At 70.8% G+C, this 18,612-nt stretch carries 4 protein-coding genes; 3 read left to right on the top strand and 1 reads right to left on the bottom strand.

Going from position 1 to position 18,612, the window contains the following annotated elements:
* Nucleotides 1-2: 2 nt before the first annotated feature.
* The 3 genes from H4281_RS15410 to H4281_RS15400 all read left to right on the top strand — a co-directional run bounded on the left by H4281_RS15410 (nt 3) and on the right by H4281_RS15400 (nt 16,646).
* Nucleotides 3-14,810: a non-ribosomal peptide synthetase gene (locus H4281_RS15410; protein WP_182891602.1), complete on the top strand. Its 14,808-nt coding sequence runs from the start codon at nt 3-5 to the stop codon at nt 14,808-14,810.
* A 384-nt stretch (nt 14,811-15,194) separates the two neighbouring features.
* Nucleotides 15,195-16,436, top strand: coding sequence for an MFS transporter (locus H4281_RS15405; protein ID WP_182891601.1), 1,242 nt, complete (start codon nt 15,195-15,197; stop codon nt 16,434-16,436).
* Between the two features lie 12 nt (nt 16,437-16,448).
* Entirely contained in the window at nt 16,449-16,646 is a 198-nt protein-coding gene (locus H4281_RS15400) for an MbtH family protein (protein ID WP_182891600.1), read from the top strand.
* A 476-nt stretch (nt 16,647-17,122) separates the two neighbouring features.
* On the opposite strand, the gene H4281_RS15395 is transcribed toward H4281_RS15400, so the two are convergent.
* Nucleotides 17,123-18,193 carry a S1 family peptidase gene (locus H4281_RS15395; protein WP_237599233.1) on the bottom strand — a complete coding sequence of 357 codons (1,071 nt, stop codon included), beginning with the start codon at nt 18,191-18,193 and terminating at the stop codon, nt 17,123-17,125.
* Nucleotides 18,194-18,612 lie beyond the last annotated feature (419 nt).

Raw genomic sequence — 18,612 nt, 5'->3', positions numbered from 1 at the left:
CCATGACCTCGTCCCGTGAGGACCGCATCGCGGCGCTGCCCGCCCACCTGCAGGAAGCGCTGCGTCGCAGGATGGCCGGAACGGCCGGCCGCGCACCGGAGATCCCGGCGGCCGCCGACCGTTCCGGCCCCGTGCCCCTGTCGTCCGCGCAGCGCAGGCTGTGGTTTTTCAGCCAGCTCCGCCCGGACGATCCCGAATACAACAGCGCGTTCGCCTTGCGGCTGACCGGTGAGCTGGATGTCGAGGCGCTGGCGACGGCGCTGCGGCTGCTGGTCGCCCGGCACGAACCGCTGCGCACGACCTTCGAAGAGGTCGACGGCGAACCCCGCCAGCTCATTCAGCCGCCGGATGAAGTCGCGCTTCCGGTGGTGGACGCCGCGCCGGAAGACCTCGACGCGGTCTTGAAGGCGGAGTATTCGCGGCCGTTCGACCTCGTGCACGGACCGCTGCTGCGCGCCGTGCTCGTGCGGCTCGGCCGGGCTGAGCACGTGCTGCTGGTGTGCGTGCACCACATCGCCACCGACGGCGCGTCGATGGGCGTGCTGACCGAAGAACTCGGGCTCCTCTACCGCGACGGCGAGCGCGCGGAACTGCCGCCGCAGCCGTTGCAGTACGCGGATTTCGCGGTGTGGCAGCACAATCGCCCGACTCGTGCGGCCGGGCTGGAGCACTGGACCCGGCAGCTGACCGGCGTGACTCCGCTCGACCTGCCGACGGACCGGCCGCGCCCGGCCGCTCGCAGCACGGCGGGTGCGGTGCGCGAGTTCGCCGTCCCCTCCGACGTGGCCCGCGGGCTCGCGGAACTGGCGCGGACTTCGGAAACCACGTTGTTCACCGTGCTGCTCGCGGCCTGCCAGGCGCTCTTCGCGCGCTGCACCGGGCAGGAGGACATCGCGCTCGGCACCGTCGTTTCCGGCCGGGACCGCCCGGAGCTGGAGCGGGTGGTCGGGTTCTTCGTCAACACCGTCGTCCTGCGTTCCGACGTCGACCGGTCGGCTCCGTTCGCCGATCACCTGGCCGCGGCGCGGCAGACCGTCCTCGACGCCTTCGCCCATGACGACGTCCCGTTCGAGGAAGTGGTCGACGCCGTGCACGCGGGCCGGGACCCCGGCCGCAACCCGTTGTTCGACGTCATGGTGCTGCTCCACACCGCCGCCGGGACCGGGCCGGTGTTCCCGGGCCTGGCCGCGGAACCGGCCGGGGTTGGGCGGGATTCGGCCAACTTCGACCTCACCGTCGAATTCGAGGAATCCGGCGGCCGGCTGGCCGGGCTCGTCGAATACAGCACCGAACTGTTCGAGGTCGGGACGATCGACCGGCTGATCGCGCATCTGCTGCGGCTGCTGGCCGGGATCGCCGCCGACCCGGGCCGGCGCGTCGCCGACCTGCCGCTGACCACCGAGACCGAGGAAGCCCAGCTGCTCGGCTGGCGTGGCCCGGTGCTCGACGTCACCGACGTTGCTGGCGGCACCATCGTCGATCTCCTCGACCGCCAAGCGCGCACCCAGCCGGCGGCGACCGCGCTGGTCTGCGGCGACGTCCGGTTGAGCTTCGCCGAGCTCGCCGCCCGCACCGACGTGCTCGCCGCGGAGCTCGCCGGCCGGGGCGCGGGGCCCGACCGGGTCGTGGCCGTGTTGCTCCCGCGCTCGGCCGACGCGATCGTCGCGCTGTTCGCCGTGCTCAAGGCCGGGGCGGTGCACCAGTCGATCGATCCCGGCTTGCCCGCGGAACGGATCGAGGTGCTGCTGGCCGACACGCGGCCGGCGGTGGTGCTGGACCGCATCGGCGGCTTCACCGACCGTCCGCGCCCGGCCGCGCCGAAGCCGTCGGACGCCGCCTACGTGATCCACACGTCCGGCTCGACCGGCACGCCCAAGGGCGTCGTGGTCGAGCACGCCGCGTTGGCGAACCTGCTGGCCAACCACCGCGCCGTCTTCGGCCGCGAACGGATGCGCGTGGCGCTCACCGCGTCGCTCTCGTTCGACACGTCGTGGGAAGGACCGCTGCTGCTGGCGGACGGCCATGAACTGCACCTGATCAGCGACGAAACCCGCCTCGACCCGGCCGCGCTCACCCGCTACGTCCGCGAGGAGCGCATCGGCTTCCTCGACGTGACCCCGTCCTACCTGCGGCAATTGCTGCCCGCCGGACTGCTCGACGGCGAACAGCGGCCGCAGTTCCTGATGGTCGGCGGCGAGGCGATCGGCGCGAGCCTGTGGCACGAACTCGCCGGATCCGGCGTGGCCGCCGGAAACTACTACGGACCGACCGAGTCCACTGTGGACGCGACGTGGGCTCCGGTGACCGGGGACCGGCCGTCGATCGGCCGTCCGCTGGGGAATGTCGGCGCGTATGTTCTCGACGAACAGCTCCGGCTCGTCCCGGCCGGGGTCCCCGGCGAACTCTGCCTCGCCGGAGCCCAGCTCGCGCGTGGCTACCTCGGCAGGCCAGGGCTGACCGCGGACCGGTTCGTGCCGAATCCCTTCGGAGCGCCCGGAACCCGCCTCTACCGGACCGGCGACCGAGCCCGCTGGACCGCCGACGGCCAGCTGGAACACCTCGGCCGCATCGACGACCAGGTCAAGGTCCGCGGGTTCCGGATCGAGCCCGGCGAGGTCGAGACCGCACTGCGCGCGCAGCCGGAGGTGCTCGATGCCGCCGTCGACGCGCGGGACGGCAGGCTCGTCGCGTACCTCGTCGGCGACGCCGAGCCTGCCGAGCTTCGCGCCGCGCTGACTCAGTCGCTGCCCGCGCACCTGGTGCCCTCCGCGTTCGTCCACCTCGACCGGCTTCCGCTGACCCGGCACGGCAAACTGGACCGCCGGGCGCTGCCGGAGCCGGAGATTTCCGCGTCCGCGCAGTACATCGCCCCGCGAGACGACCGCGAACGGCTCGTGACCGACGTCTGGGCCGAGGTGCTCGGCCTGGAACGAGTCGGCGTCGAAGACGACTTCTTCGCCCTCGGCGGCGATTCGCTGCTCGGCATCCGTGTGGTCGCGCGGCTGCGTGCCGAGTTGGGCGCCGACGTGCCCGCGCGGCTCGTTTTCACCGCGCCGACCCCGGCGCTGCTGGCCGCGCAACTGCCCGCCGCGTCCGCGCCGCAGGAGGCGATCCCGCTCCTGCCGCGTGGCGACGGACCGTTCGAAGCGCAGCTTTCCTTTGCTCAGCAACGCCTCTGGTTCCTCGACGAGTTCGACCCGGGCAGCACCGAGTACGTCTCGCCGACCGCACTGCGACTGCGCGGCGACCTGAACGTGCCCGCGCTGAACCAGGCGCTCACCGCGTTGGTGGCGCGGCACGAGTCCCTGCGCACGACCTTCGCGACAGTCGACGGCCAGGGCAAGCAGATCGTCCACCCGCCATACGCGGTCGATCTCCAGCCGGTCGACGGCGACCTGGACACCGCACTGGCCGCCGCGACCGGCCCGGTCGACTTGCATACCGGCCCGCTGCTGCGCGCCGCGCTCACCCGGCTCGGCCCCGACGAGCACGTCCTCACGCTGGTGCTGCATCACATCGTCACCGACGGCTGGTCCTCGGGCGTGCTCCTGAGCGAACTCGCCGCTTGCTACGCCGCGTTCACCCGCGGCGACGAGCCCGAATTGCCGCTGCTGCCGGTGCAATACGCCGATTACGCGGTCTGGCAACGAAACCGCACCGACTTCGACGGCCAGCTCAGCTATTGGCGGCACCGCCTCGCCGGTCTCGAGCCGCTGGAGCTGCCCGCCGACCGCCCGCGCCCGGCTGTCCGCACGAAGAACGGCGCGCTGCACGAGTTCAGCGTCCCGGCCGGCACCACCGCACGGCTCGCCGAGCTGTCCCGGCAGCAGGGCAGCACGCTCTTCATGACCCTGCTCGCCGCCTGCCAGCTGCTGTTCGCGCGATGGTCCGGACAGGACGACGTCGCGGTCGGCACCGTCGTGTCCGGCCGCGAACGCGCCGAGCTGGAAGGCCTGATCGGCTTCTTCGCCAACACCCTCGTCCTTCGGTCCACAGTGGACTTGAACCGCGGCTTCGATGCTTTCCTCGGCGAAGTCCGCGACACCGTGCTCGACGCCTTCGCCCATCAGGACGTCCCGTTCGACCGTGTCGTGGACGACGTCCAGCCCGAACGCGACCCCAGCCGCACCCCGTTGTGCCAGGTCATGGTCGTGCTGCACAACACCCCGGACGCCCGCCCGGCGCTGCCCGGGACCGCCGTCGAGGAGGTCGCGCCGCCGATCGTGACCGCCGGCTTCGACCTGGCGATCCACTTCCAGCAGACCGCCGGGCGGCTCGACGCGGTGGTCAACTACAACACCGACCTGTTCGACGCGGCCACCATCGAACGGCTGAGCAATTGGCTGCGGATCCTGCTGGCCGGGATCGCGGCGACCCCGTCGCAGCCGCTCGGCCGGCTGCCGTGGATCACCGCCGACGAGCGCGACCGCGTCCTGCGCGAATGGAACCCCGTCGCCGTCGCGCCCCCGGAACCGGCGCTGCACCGGCTGTTCGCCGCGCAAGCCGCCCGCACCCCGCACGCCGTCGCGGTGACCTGCGAAGGCGTCGAACTGACCTACCGCGAGCTGGACCGTCGGGCGAACCGCCTGGCGCACCGGCTGATCGCGCAGGGGGCCGGGCCGGAACGCCTGGTGGCGCTGCGGCTGCCGCGCTCGGCGGACCTGGTCGTCGCGATCCTCGCCGTGCTGAAGTCCGGCGCGGGATACCTGCCGATCGACCCGGACTATCCGCCCGCGCGGATCGAGGCGATGCTCTCCGACGCGCAGCCGGTGTGCGTCGTGGACACGATCGCCGCGGACGACGAGCCGGACACCGACCCCGGCGTGCGGGTCCGGCCGGAGAACACCGCGTACGTCATTTACACCTCCGGTTCCACCGGCGTGCCCAAGGGCGTGCTCGTCCCGCACGCGAACGTGACCCGGCTGTTCTCCTCGACCGAGCACTGGTTCGGCTTCGGCGACCAGGACGTCTGGACGCTCTTCCACTCCTACGCGTTCGACTTCTCGGTCTGGGAGCTGTGGGGCGCGCTGCTGCACGGCGGCCGCCTCGTGGTGGTCCCGTCCGAGACAGTCCGGTCGCCGGAGGAATTCCTGGCCTTGCTGGCCGAACAGCGGGTGACCGTGCTCAACCAGACGCCGTCCGCGTTCTACCGGCTCGGCTCGCTGCCGTCCGCGCCGTTGAGCCTGCGGTACGTGATCTTCGGCGGCGAGGCCCTGGACCCGGTGCGTCTGGAGGAATGGCGACGCCGGTATCCGGACGGCCCGCGGCTGGTCAACATGTACGGCATCACCGAGACCACCGTGCACGTGACGCATCGGATCCTCGACGAGCGCGCGACCGTCGGCGTGCCGATTCCGGACCTGCGCGCCTACGTCCTGGACGCCCGCCTCGAACCGGTGCCGCCCGGCGTCGCCGGCGAGCTTTACGTCGCGGGCGCGGGACTGGCGCGCGGCTATCTGAACCGGCCGGGCCTGACGGCGTCCCGGTTCGTCGCGGATCCGTTCGGCGAGCCGGGCACCCGGATGTACCGCACCGGCGACCTGCTGTGCTGGACCCCGGACGGCGAACTGGCCTATCGGGGCCGGGCCGATCACCAGGTCAAGATCCGCGGTTTCCGGATCGAACCGGGCGAGGTCGAGGCGGCGCTGTCGGCGCATCCGGACGTGACCGGCGCGGTCGCCGTCGCGCACGGCACCGGCGACGCCCGGCGGCTGGTCGCGTACTTGACCGGGACCGTGCCCGGGACCGCGGTGCTGCGTGAATTCCTCGCCCGGTCGCTGCCCGCGCACATGATCCCGGCGGTGTTCGTCGCGCTGGACGAGTTGCCGCTCAACGCGAACGGGAAGCTCGATCACCGCGCGTTGCCGGTACCCGGCGCGCGGGCCGAAAACCGTTATGTGGCCCCGCGCACCGAGATCGAGACCATTCTCGCCGAGGTCTGGTCGGCGGTGCTCGGCGTCGACCAGGTCGGTGTCGAGGACAACTTCTTCGGCCTCGGCGGTGACTCGATCCTCAGCATCCAGGTCGTGTCCCGCGCTCGCCAAGCCGGGCTGACGGTGTCCTCGAAGGATCTCTTCCAGCACCAGACGATCGCCGAACTGGGCCGCGTCGTCACCGCCGGCGCACCGGTCGCGCAAGTGCCGGAGCAAGCCGGACCCGCGCCGCTCGGGCCGATCCAGTCGTGGCTGTTCGCGCATCTGGACGAGCCGTGGCGGCTGACCATGTCCGTCCACGTCGTACTGTCCCCAGTAGACGTTTCCCGGCTGACCGCCGCGATCGCTGAAGTCACCGCTCGCCATGCCGCACTGCGGATGCGATTCTCCGAAGCGGAGGGAAGCTGGCAGCAAGAACCGGCCGCCACGGAGCCAGCGGACATCCTGCGGCACGCTGACCTGTCCGAAGTGGACGATGTGGCAGCGGCGATGCACGCGGAGGCAGTGCGCGCACAGACCTCTTTGGACATCGTCAACGGCCCGGTCTGGCGCGCGGTCCTGTTCACCTTCCGGGACCGTTCGCCGCAGCTGTTCCTCACCGCACACCACCTCGTCATGGACGGCGTGTCCTGGCGCGTCCTGCTGGGCGACCTCGAACACGCCTATCGCGGCGAACCGCTGGAACCGGCGGGCAGTGCGTTCACCCACTGGGCTCGGACCCTCGCCGACCACGTCCGTTCCGGCGGGCTCGACGGCGAGGCGGAATACTGGCGGAGCGTGCTGCGCGGCGTCGAGACCGGACTCCCGGTCGACCGCGCCGGGCGCAACACCGCGGAGTCGGCGCGCTCGGTGTCGGTTTCCCTCGGCCGGGCCGAGACTTCCGCGCTGCTGCGAGACGTGCCCGGCGCGTACCGGACCGAGGTCAACGACGTCCTGCTCAGCGCTCTCGCCCGCGTGCTGGCGCGCTGGACCGGCCGGTCGCGGGTCGTCCTCGAGATGGAAGGCCACGGCCGCGAGGACCTCGCCGCACCGCTCGACCTGTCCCGGACGATCGGCTGGTTCACCGCGCAGTACCCGGTCGCGCTGACCGTTCCCGGCGACGGCTGGGACGCGATCCTCAAGTCGGTCAAGGAACAACTGCGCGCCGTCCCGAACAAGGGCGTCGGCTACGAGGCTTTGCGCTACCTGACCGAATCGCCGCTGCGGAACGATCCGACACCGCAGATATCCTTCAACTACCACGGCCGCTGGGACCTCGGAGCCGCCGAGGACGGGCTCTGCCACGGCCGCGGGGAAAGCCTCGGCCGCGACTCCGCGCCGGACAGCATCCGCCAGTGTCTGCTGGACGTCGTCGGCGTGGTCGAATCCGGCGAATTGCACCTGACCTGGGAATACTCCGCCGAGGTGCACGAGGAGGCGACCGTCCGCGGCCTGGCCGAGGCGACCGCCGAGGCGCTGCGGGAGATCATCGCGCACTGCGCCGGGGCGGGCGGCCGCACGCCGTCGGACTTCCCGCTCGCCCGGCTCGACCAGCCGACGGTCGACCGGCTGGCCGGGGACGGCCGCGAGGTCGAGGACATCTATCCGCTGACCGCGCTGCAGGCGGGCATGGTGTTCCACAGCCTGGTCGACACCGGGTCGAGCGCGTACTTCGACCAGTTCCGGCTGCGGCTGGCCGGCGTCCGGGACCCGCGTGCGCTGGCCGAGGCTTGGCAGCGCGTGGTGGACCGGACGCCGATCCTGCGCAGCAGCACGGTGTGGGACGGCGTCGACGAGCCGGTGCAGCGTGTCCATCGCGGGGTCCGGGTGCCGGTCGGGCAGCACGACTGGCGCGGCCTCGCTCCCGGAGAACAGCAGGCGGAACTGGCGAAACTGCTCGAAGCCGACCTGGCGGCCGGCATGGATCTGACGACGCCGCCGTTGATGCGCCTGGAGATCGCGCGAGTCGCCGACGACGAGGTGCAACTGCTCTGGACCTCGCACCACGTCCTGCTCGACGGCTGGAGCACCGCCCAGGTCTTCGGCGAGGTGTGCGAGCAGTACACGGCGATTGTCGAAGGCACGCCGGCGAAACTGACGCCGCGGCGGCCGTTCCGCGACTACCTCGCCTGGCTGGCCGGACAGGACCGGACCGCGGCCGAGGACCACTGGCGCGACGCGCTCGACGGTTTCGCCGCGCCGACGCCGTTGCCGTACGACCGCCGTCCCACGGAGGCGCACCGCGCGGAATCCGGGGCGACAGTGCTGGTCGAGCTGTCCGCGGACGAGTCGGCGGCGCTGCGAGACATGGCGAAAACCGCCGCGCTGACGGTCAACTCGGTCGTGCAGGGAGCGTGGGCACTGCTGCTCGCGCGCTACAGCGGCGAGCCGGACGTCTTGTTCGGCACCACGGTTTCCGGACGGCCGCCCGAGCTGCCCGGCGTCGAAGCGATGATCGGGATGTTCATCAACACCGTCCCGACGCGCGTGGAGGTCCGGAACGGACAGTCGGCCGCCGAATGGCTGCGCGCGATCCAGGCCGGGCAGGCGGACGCGCGCCGGTACGACTTCCTGGCGCTCTCGCAGCTGCAGACCTTCACCGGGGTGCCGGCGGGCGCGTCGTTGTTCGACAGCGTGGTGGTCTTCGAGAACTACCCGATCGAAGACAGCGGACAGGACGGCGTCCGGGTGCTGGACGTCGAATCGCTGGACACCACGAGCTATCCGCTGAACCTCACCGCCTATCTGCACGACCGGCTCGGGCTCGAACTTTCCTACGATCCGAAGCTGTTCGATGCCTCGACCGCGCAACGGCTCGCCGGACACCTCGCCCAGCTGGTGCGCGCGATCGCCGACGACCCGGAGCGTCGCGTCGGCTCGCTCTCGCCGCTCACCGCCGACGAGCGCGACCAGGTGCTGGCTCTGGGACACGGCGACACCGCCGACCTTCCCGCGGAGACGGTGTTGGACGTGTTCGACGCGACCGTCGCGCGGATGCCGCACGAGACCGCGCTGATCTTCCACGACACCGTCCTGGACTTCGCGGAAGTCGACGCGCGCGCCACGCAGCTGGCGCAGGAGCTGATCGAGCGGGGCGCCGGGCCGGAGCGCGTGGTGGCCGTGATGCTGCCTCGGTCGGCCGAAGCCGTCATCGCGGTCCTGGCGATTTTCAAAGCCGGCGCGGTGTATTTGCCGATCGACCCGGACCTGCCGGAGGAACGCGTCCGCTTCCTGCTCGACGACGCGCGCCCGGTGGTCGTCCTCGGCAGGCCGGGCGAGAGCTACGCCCCGCCAGCGCCGCTCTCGAAGCGGCCGGACGCGGACACCGCCGCGTACGTCATCTACACCTCCGGTTCGACGGGCACGCCGAAGGGCGTCGTCGTGGAGCACCGCGCGCTGGTGAACCTGCTGGTCGCGCACCGCGCGATCTTCCTCGAACGCGGGCGGGAGCGGGCCGCGCTCACCGCGTCGCTGGCCTTCGACGCGTCGTGGGAACCGCTGCTGGCGATGGTCGACGGCCACGAGCTGCACGTGCTGGACGACGACACCCGGCTCGACCCGATCGCGCTGGTCCGGGCCGTCCGCGCGCACGGGCTCAACCTGCTCGACCTCACCCCGGCCTACCTCCAGCAACTGCTGGACGCCGGGCTCGCGACCGGCGAGGTCCGGCCGCGGACGGTGATCACCGGCGGCGAGGCGGCCACCGAAACGCTGTGGAAGCAGCTGGCCGCCGCGGACGTCACCGGGCACAACTACTACGGGCCCACGGAAGCGACCGTCGACTCGATCCACGCGCCGGTCGTCGGGGACCAGCCGCTGATCGGTCGTCCGCTGGCCAACTTCCGCGCGTACGTGCTCGGCGACACCGGCGAACCCGTGCCGCCCGGCCTGCCCGGCGAGCTGTTCCTCGCCGGACCGCAGCTCGCGCGCGGCTACCTCGGCCGGCCGGGGCTGACCGCGGACCGGTTCGTCGCGGATCCGTTCGGCCCGCCGGGGGAGCGGATGTACCGCACCGGCGACCAGGTCCGCTGGACCGCCGAGGGCTCGCTCGACTACCTCGGCCGCGTCGACGACCAGGTCAAGATCCGCGGGTTCCGCGTCGAACCCGGCGAGATCGAGACGGTCCTGCGGCGGCATCCGGCGATCGCCGACGTCACCGTCATCGCCCGCGAAGGCCGCCTTGTCGCGTACGTCGTCGGGGAAGCTCAAGGCTTGCGCGAGTGGACCCGCGAACGGCTGCCGGAGCACCTGGTCCCCTCGGCGTTCGTGCCGATGGAGGCGCTCCCGCTCAACCGGAACGGCAAGCTCGACCGCCGCGCGCTGCCCGCACCCGGCCGCGCCGGAACTGCCGAGTACGTCGCGCCGCGGACGACCGCGGAGCAGCGGCTCGCCGCGATCTGGGCCGACGTCCTCGGAATCGACCGCGTGGGTGCCGACGACAGTTTCTTCGAACTGGGCGGCGATTCGATCCTCAGCATGCGGATCACGTCGCGGGTGCGCGCCGAATTCGGCGTCGAGGTTTCGCCGCGGATGCTGTTCTCCGCGCCGACTCTCGGCCAGTTCGCCGCGGAACTTCCGGCGGAGCAGGCCGCGGCGGAGACGATCCCGGCGGTCGCGCGGGACGGTGCGCTGCCGTTGTCGTTCGCTCAGCAACGCTTGTGGTTCCTGGACGAATTCGAACCCGGCGGCTCGGAGTACATTTCTCCCACCGCCTTGCGCTTGCGCGGTGAACTCGACATCGACGCTTTGCGGAGGTCTCTGGACACGGTCGTCGCCCGGCACGAATCGCTCCGCACCACCTTCGACGCGATCGAAGGCCACGCCGTGCAGATCGTCCACGAGCCCGCGCCGATCGACCTCCCGGTGGCCGACTTCGACGAGGAAACCCTGGTGCGCGAAGCACTCCGGCCGTTCGACCTGCGCACCGGCCCGCTGCTGCGCGCCCGGTTGTTCCGCGAGGGTTCCGGCGATCACGTCCTGCTGCTGGTGCTGCACCACATCGTCACCGACGGCTGGTCGGCCGGGGTGCTGGCCGCCGAGCTGGACACCTGCTACTCCGCCTACGTCCGCGGCGAGGAACCGCGGCTGCCCGAGCTGCCGGTGCAGTACGCGGACTTCGCCGCCTGGCAACGGGATTTCCTCGACAGCCCCGTCCTGGACGAGCAGCTCGACCACTGGCGGGACCGCCTCGCCGGGCTCGCGCCGCTCGAACTGCCCACCGACCGGCCGCGCCCCGCGGTCCGCACGAACGAAGGGGAGTGGTTCGGCTTCGACATCCCCGCCGAGGTCGCCGCGAACCTGCGCGAACTCGCGGGCGCACAGCACGGGACCCTGTTCATGACGCTGGTCGCGGCCTTCCAGGTCGTGCTGTCGCGGTGGTGCGGACAGGAGGACGTCGCCGTCGGCACGGTCGCCGCCGGCCGCGAACGGGCCGAGCTGGAACGGCTGATCGGCTTCTTCGTCAACACCCTGGTCTTGCGGTCCACAGTGAACTCAAGTGCTTCGTTCCGGGAGTTCCTCGGCGGCGTGCGCGACACCGTGCTCGACGCGTTCGCCCACCAGGACGTGCCGTTCGAACGCGTCGTGGACGCCGCCCAGCCGGTCCGCGACCCGAGCCGGACACCGCTGTTCCAGGCGATGGTGGTGCTGCAGAACACCGGTGACCGGCCGGGCGGCGGCACGCTGGTCGCCGAGGAGGTCGCTCTGCCCGCGACGACCGCGACCTTCGACCTGCTCGTGCAATTCGAGGAGGACGGCGGGTCGCTGCACGCCGCGATCAACTACGCCACCGGTCTGTTCGACGCCGCGACGATCGAACGTCTCGCCGACCGGTTGCTGACCGCGCTCACTGTTCTCGCCGCGCTGCCGGACCAGCCGATGTCCTGCCTGCCGCTGCTGCCGCAAGCCGAACTGGACCAGCTGCGGGCCTGGAACGACACCGCCGTGGCCGTCCCGGCCGCGTCGGTGGCACAGCTGTTCGAAGCACAGGTCGCGCGGACGCCCGACGCTCCGGCATTGCTGTCCGCTGCCGGAGAAATCACCTTCGCCGAGCTGAACGCGCGGGCGAACCAGCTGGCGCGTCTGCTGGTCGATCGGGGCGCCGCGCCGGAACGGATCGTCGCCGTCCGGCTGCCGCGCTCGACCGCGCTCGTCCTCGCGGAGCTGGCGGTGGCGAAGACCGGGGCCGCGTTCCTCCCGGTCGACCCGGGCTATCCCGCCGAACGCATCGAGTTCATGCTGCGCGACGCCGACCCGGTCTTCGTCGTGGACGGCGAACTCGACGCCGGGCAGTACGCGGACACGAACCTCGACCTCCCCGTCGACCCGGACCAGCCGGCGTACGTCATCTACACCTCCGGCTCCACCGGGCGGCCCAAGGGAGTCGTGGTCCCGAACGCGGGCCTGGCGTCCTTCGCCGCCGCCGAGATCGAGCATTTCCGGATCCGTCCGGGAGACCGGGTGCTGGCGTTCAACTCGCCCAGCTTCGACGCGTCGGTCTCGGAACTCTGCATGACCCTGCCCGCCGGCGCCGCGCTCGTCGTGCCGCCGGAGGGCCCGCTGCTCGGCACGCAATTGGCCGAGGTGCTGGCGGAGTACCGGATCACGCACGTGCAGTTCCCGCCCGTCGCGCTGGCGACCGTGCCCGAGACGGCGCTGCCGGACCTGCGGACCGTCGTCGTCGGCGGGGACGTCTGCCCCGCCGAGCTGGTCTCGCGCTGGGCGCCGGGGCGGCGGATGATCAACGCTTACGGGCCGACCGAGACCACCGTCGTGACCTCGTGGAGCGAACCGCTGTCGCCGGGCGGCACGTTGCCGATCGGCAAACCGATCCGGAACACCGAAGTGCACGTGCTGGACGCCCGCCTGCGCGAGGTCCCCATCGGGTCGGCGGGCGAGCTGTACGTCCGCAGCATCGGCCTGGCGCGCGGCTACCTGTCCCGGCCCGGCCTGACCGCCGACCGGTTCGTGGCGGATCCGTACGGCCCGCCCGGGTCGCGGATGTACCGCACCGGCGACGTGGTCCGGCTGACCGCCTCGGGCGACCTGGAGTTCGCCGGACGGGTGGACGACCAGGTCAAGATCCGCGGGTTCCGGGTGGAACTGGGCGAGATCGAATCGGCACTGCGGCGGCATCCGGCGGTTCACGAGGCCGTGGTCGTGGCTCGGGAAGCCAACGGGCACAAGCGGTTGGTCGCTTATGTAGTGGGGAAAACCGCCGAACTGCGCTCCTTCCTCGGCGAGACGCTGCCCGACTACCTGATCCCGTCGGTCTTCGTGCCGCTCGATTCGGTCCCGGTCAGCCCCAACGGCAAAATCGACCGCGCCGCTTTGCCCGCACCGGACCTGTCGGCGTTGCAGACCGCGCAGTACGTCGCCCCGAGCACCGGCTTGGAAGAACTGCTGGCGAACGTGTGGGCCGAGGTGCTCGGAATTCCGCAGGTCGGCACCGCGGACAACTTCTTCGAACTCGGCGGGGATTCGCTGCTCAGCATCCAGGTCGTGCACCGCGCCCGGCAGGCTGGGCTGGCGATGCGCTCGAAGGACCTGTTCACGCACCAGACGGTCGCCGAACTGGCCCGGGTGGCCCAGCCGGCCGATTCGGCGCAGGACGATCGCGAAGCCGTCGTCGGGGTCGTTCCGCTGACGCCGATCCAGCGCTGGTTCCTGGACGCTTCGCCGGTCAACCCCGCGCATTTCAACCAGTCCGTGCTGATCGAGCTGAACGGCCCGGTCGACGAGGAGGTGCTGCGCCAGGCCGTCGACGCACTGGTGGCGCATCACGATGCGCTGCGTTTGCGCTTCGAGCGGACCGCTTCCGGGTGGATTCAGCACAACGACCCCGTCGACTCCGGCTCCGTCCTGCGCCGGGTGTCCACTGTGGATCTGGAGCGAGCCGCCGACGACGCACAGGCGAGCTTCGACCTCGCGCAGCCCCCGCACCTGCGTGCGCTCTTGTCGGATTCTGCCGAGAACCCGTGCCTCTTCCTGGTGGCGCACCACTTGGTGGTCGACGCGGTCTCGTGGGGCATCCTGCTGGAGGATCTGGAACGGGCCTACCGGCAGATCGAAGCCGGGGAAAAGCCCGACCTGGGCCCGAAGACGACGTCCTTCCGGGACTGGGCCCACCGCCTGCGCGAATTCGCGGAATCCGGCGCCTTGGACGCCGAACGCTCGCATTGGGCCCGCGACCTGCCTGGCTGCTCGATCCCGGTGGACCGGGCGGGTGCGGCTCCGCAACCGCAGGAATCGGTGTCGATCCGCGTCGGCGAACGCGACACTGATGCGCTGTTGCACCTCGCGCCGGGCGCCTACCGGACGCGGATCAACGATGTCCTGCTGACGGCGCTGGCTTGGACGCTCACGCGCTGGACCGGCGAGCCCGCGGTGGCGATCGACCTCGAAGGCCACGGCCGGGAGGAGATCCTGGACGACGTCGACCTGACCCGGACGGTCGGCTGGTTCACGACCCTGTTCCCGGTCGCGCTGGCGGTGGATCCGGCCGAGAGCTGGCGAAACCAGGTCAAGTCGGTCCGGCGGCAGCTGCGCGCCGTGCCGGGGAACGGGTTCGGGCATGGGGTTCTGCGGTGCTTCCGGTTCCCCGAACTCGGCCGGGCCGCGCCTCGGGTCGCCTTCAACTACCTGGGCCAAGGCGAGAACACCGGCTCGGGCGACGGGCTGTTCCTGCGCTCGCTCCCGCCGCTGGGCCGGGACCAGGACCCGGCGAACCGGTCGCCGCACGCGCTGGAGGTCGTCGGCGGGGTGCGGGAGGGGCAGCTGGAGTTTTCCTGGTACTACCAGCCGGATCAGCATGCGCGGGAGACGGTGGCCGGGGTGGCTGCCGGGTTCGCGGACGCGTTGCGCGCCATCGCGGCGGATTGCCGGGGTGCGCAGGCATGAGCGGGACTCTCGGCAAGGGGCGTTGCCAAGCCGGTTCGGAAGCATGGTCCGCAGCGTCCGATGCGGTGTGCGCTAGCGGCGTTGGTTGTCGGAGGGACGGGCGATGAGCGGGATTCTCGGGACGGGCCGTCGCCAAACCGGGCCTGAGGGCTGGTTCGCCGCATTCGGTTCGGCGGCGTGTGCTGTTGCCGCGGAATGCCGGGGCACGAGCGGGCTTCTTGGTGAGAGCTGGTCTGTCGTGCCGGGTGTTGCCGCTGACTGTCGGAGGGGACAAGGCATGAGCCGGGTAGTCAGGCACGACTGGCCACAGCAGGCCGCTCAGGTGGGCGCCGTCGCGAGGGGCGCGACTGAGGCCCGTCCTGCGGAAGCTTGGGGAGGCGGGGCATGAGCGGGATCGCGGGCAACCGCGACTATCGGCTTCTCTGGACCGGCCAGGCCGTCTCCGAAGCCGGGTTCAGCACGACCACCATCGCGTTTCCGTTGCTGGTGCTGGCGCTCACCGGGTCGGCCGCGCAGTCGGGGCTGGTGCTCGGGGCGGTCGCGATCAGTCAGCTGGTCGCCGGGTTGCCCGCGGGGGCGCTGGTGGACCGGTGGCCGCGCAAGCGGATCATGCTCGGGTGCGAGGCGGCGCAGGCGGTCGCGGCGGGCGGATTGGTGCTCGCGTTGCACTGGGGCGTCGCGGAAGTGTGGATGCTCGTCGCGGTGGCCGTCGTGATGGGGTTGAGCCGGGCGTTGTTCGAGCCGGCCGAGGAGGCCAGTCTGCCGCGGTTGGTGGCTGAGGAGCAGGTTCCTTCGGCGGTGGCGATGAATGCCGCTCGGACCAGTGCGGGGCAGTTGTCGGGGACTGCGCTCGGCGGGTTCCTCTTCGCGGTGGGGCGGGCGGTGCCGTTCCTCTTCGACGTGGCCGCGCATGTGTTCGCGTTCTTGTCGTTGCTGTTCGTCCGGTTGCCTCGGCGGCCGGAACGGGCGGAGAACGGGCCGCCCAAGCATCTCGGGCGGGAGATCGCCGAGGGGCTTCGGTGGGTGTGGACCCGTCCTCCGCTGCGGGCGACCGTTTTGTGCGTGGTCTGTTTGAATCTGTTCTTTTCCGCTTATTATCTGGTGATCATCGTGCTGGCTAATGAGCGGGGGGTGCCGTCCGGGGAGATCGGTGTGATGGCGGCGATGCTGGGGGCCGGGGGGATTCTCGGGTCGTTGGCCGCGCCCTATTTGCATCGGCGGGTCAGTGCGCACGGGTTGGTCATCGGGGTGTTCTGGGCGCTGACTGTGCTGACTCCGCTCGCCGTGTTCGTCCACAATGGATATGTGCTGGGGGTGTTGTTCGCGGCTGTTGCGTTTTTGCCTCCTGCGGCTAATACTGCTATTGCTGCTTATCAGTTGCTGTCCACTCCGGATGAGTTGCGCGGGCGGCTCGGGGGAGTGCTCGGGGTTGCCAGCGGGTTGGCTGCCGCTGCCGGGCCCGCGTTGGGTGGGTGGCTTGTCGAGGCGTTGCCCGCGGTGCCTGCTGTGTTGACGTGTACCGGGTCTATCGCGGCGGTCACTTTGGCGACTACGTTCAGCCGGACTTTGCGCGGGTTGCCTGCGGCGCCCCGGGTTCGGGAGCTTGAAGAGACTTCTGGTCAGTGAAAGGAGAATTTCATGGACGAGGGTGCTGTGTTTCAGGTTTTGGTGAATGACGAGGAGCAGTATTCGTTGTGGCCCGCGGACAAGGAGATTCCGGCCGGGTGGCGGAGTGACGGGACCCGGGGGAGCCGGGAGGAGTGCATGCGGCACGTCGACGAGGTGTGGACGGATATGCGGCCGCGGAGTCTTCGGGAGCGGATGGCGGCTGAGTGAGCGGGGCGGCTCGTCGCCTGGCGGCGACATTGCTTCGTGAGTGGTTGCTTGGGCACCCCGATTTTTGAGTGTGACTACGGCGCGGGGGTGCTTGTCAAGGCGGGAAAGATGCCTTGACAAGCACCCCCGCGCCGTGTTTTTGGCTTTGTATCGGGGGTGGGGGAGGTGTGGGCGCCTGGATGGGTTGGGTGCGTTGGCTGCGGTTTGGCGGTGGGTGTGCGCGGCTTGGGTGGCTGGTTGCGGTGGGGGGTCGCGGCTGCGGTTGAGCGCCCCAATGTGGCATTGGGTGCGTGGGATGCACCGAATGCCGCATTGGGTGCGTGGGATGCACCGAATGCCGCATTGGGTGCGTGGGATGCACCGAACGCCGCGTTGGGTGCGTCGCGGCGGTGGCGGTGGTCTGTGAAGGGCCCCTTGAGGGAATCTGATTCCCTCAAGGGGCCCTTCACAGACTGTGGCGGTCGTGAGGGGGCGGCTTACGGCAGAACCAATCCGTAGGCGCTCAGTGCCGCGGGGACCGGCTGGAAGAAGGTTTCTCCGCCGGAATTGCAGTCTCCGCTGCCGCCTGAGGTGAGGCCCAGTGCGGTGGCTCCGTCGAACAGCGAGCCGCCGCTGTCGCCGGGTTCCGCGCAGACTGTCGTGTCGATCAGGCCGCTCACGCTGCCTTCCTGGTAGTTCACCGTGGCGTTCAGCCCGGTGACCTGGCCGTCGTGCACGCCGGTGGTCGAGCCGCTCCGGGTGACGGTTTCGCCGACGGTCGCGTCGCCCGCCGCGGTGATTTGCTGGCCGGTGTTCACGGCGCTGGGGGCGTCGACGCCGGCGTCGTAGGTGGCGTACGAGTAGTCAGTGCCCGGGAAGTTCGCGCCGGACGTGCTGGCGATGTGCTGCGAGTTGCCTTGGTCGGCCCACCAGTCGTTGGTGGCCACGCCGCAGTGCCCGGCGGTCAGGATCGCGGGCTGGCCGCTCGAGGTGTGCACGTTGAAGCCCAGCGAGCAGCGCAGGCCCTGGCCCCAGATCGCGTCGCCGCCGCTGATCAGCGGGCGCAGTTTGCCCTTCGTCTTCGCGAAACGGGCTTTGTCGCCGAAGCGGTGGACGGCGTTGGTCACCTGGGCGAGCTTGGCTCCGGTGACCGTCGAATCGGCGGTGACGAGGACCTGTCCGGTCCGCGGGTCGACGCGCCACGCGGTGCCGGGGACGCTCGCTGTGCGGGCCAGTTCCGCGGTCACGGCTTTCAGCTGGGACGCACGGTACTTCACGAACTTCGGCGTCGCGCCCGCCGCGCGGACCTGGTCGGCGGCGGCCTGGTCGGTGACGGTGACCGTCAGGCTCGAACTGGCCTGGTCGTAGAACGAGCCGACGGTGCGGTCGCCGAGCGACTTGGCGATGCTGGCGGACATGGCGGTCGCGGCTCGCGCGTTCAGCGGTGCCGTCGAGGGCTGGGCGGCCGCGACGCCCGAGGCGGCGAAAACTGATCCAGCGGCCAGAACCGCCGCGGCGAAGGCGATACCGCCGCGTCCGCCGTGTCTTTGACTGAGTGCTGGGATCATGCACATCTCCGTTTCTTGCGAATAGGACGATGGCGCACCGCGGTCAGCGAATGCGGGCGCAATTCGCAGTTTAGGGACGCTTGGCAATCTCTTATACCCACGAAAGTCGCGAATCCCGTTCGGCTTTGCTGTTCAGTGGCTCCCGCCGTCCGCTCAACGGAAGTTCCGTTCTCGCCGCATCCGATCCATTAGCGGCTCGTTGAACAGCGCGGACGCCGGACGGAACGCCTAATTCCGCGTTCGGTTCATCCCGGTAATCGAGGTTCGTGCCGCCGCGCACGGTTCGGCGTCCGGCCGTATCCCTCCTTTCGACGGTGTTCGGACTCCGGCGGCCCTGGGACTCTGTGGTTTCCGTCGCGGGCCCGGCGCCCGCGAAGTCGTCCCCGGCCGTATCCCGGCCGAAGTCCACTCCCGCGATT

The organism is Amycolatopsis dendrobii (assembly GCF_014145675.1).
Classification (GTDB): domain Bacteria; phylum Actinomycetota; class Actinomycetes; order Mycobacteriales; family Pseudonocardiaceae; genus Amycolatopsis; species Amycolatopsis dendrobii.
Note: the sequence above shows the minus strand (reverse complement) of the source record. Positions and strands in the feature narration are given on the sequence as shown.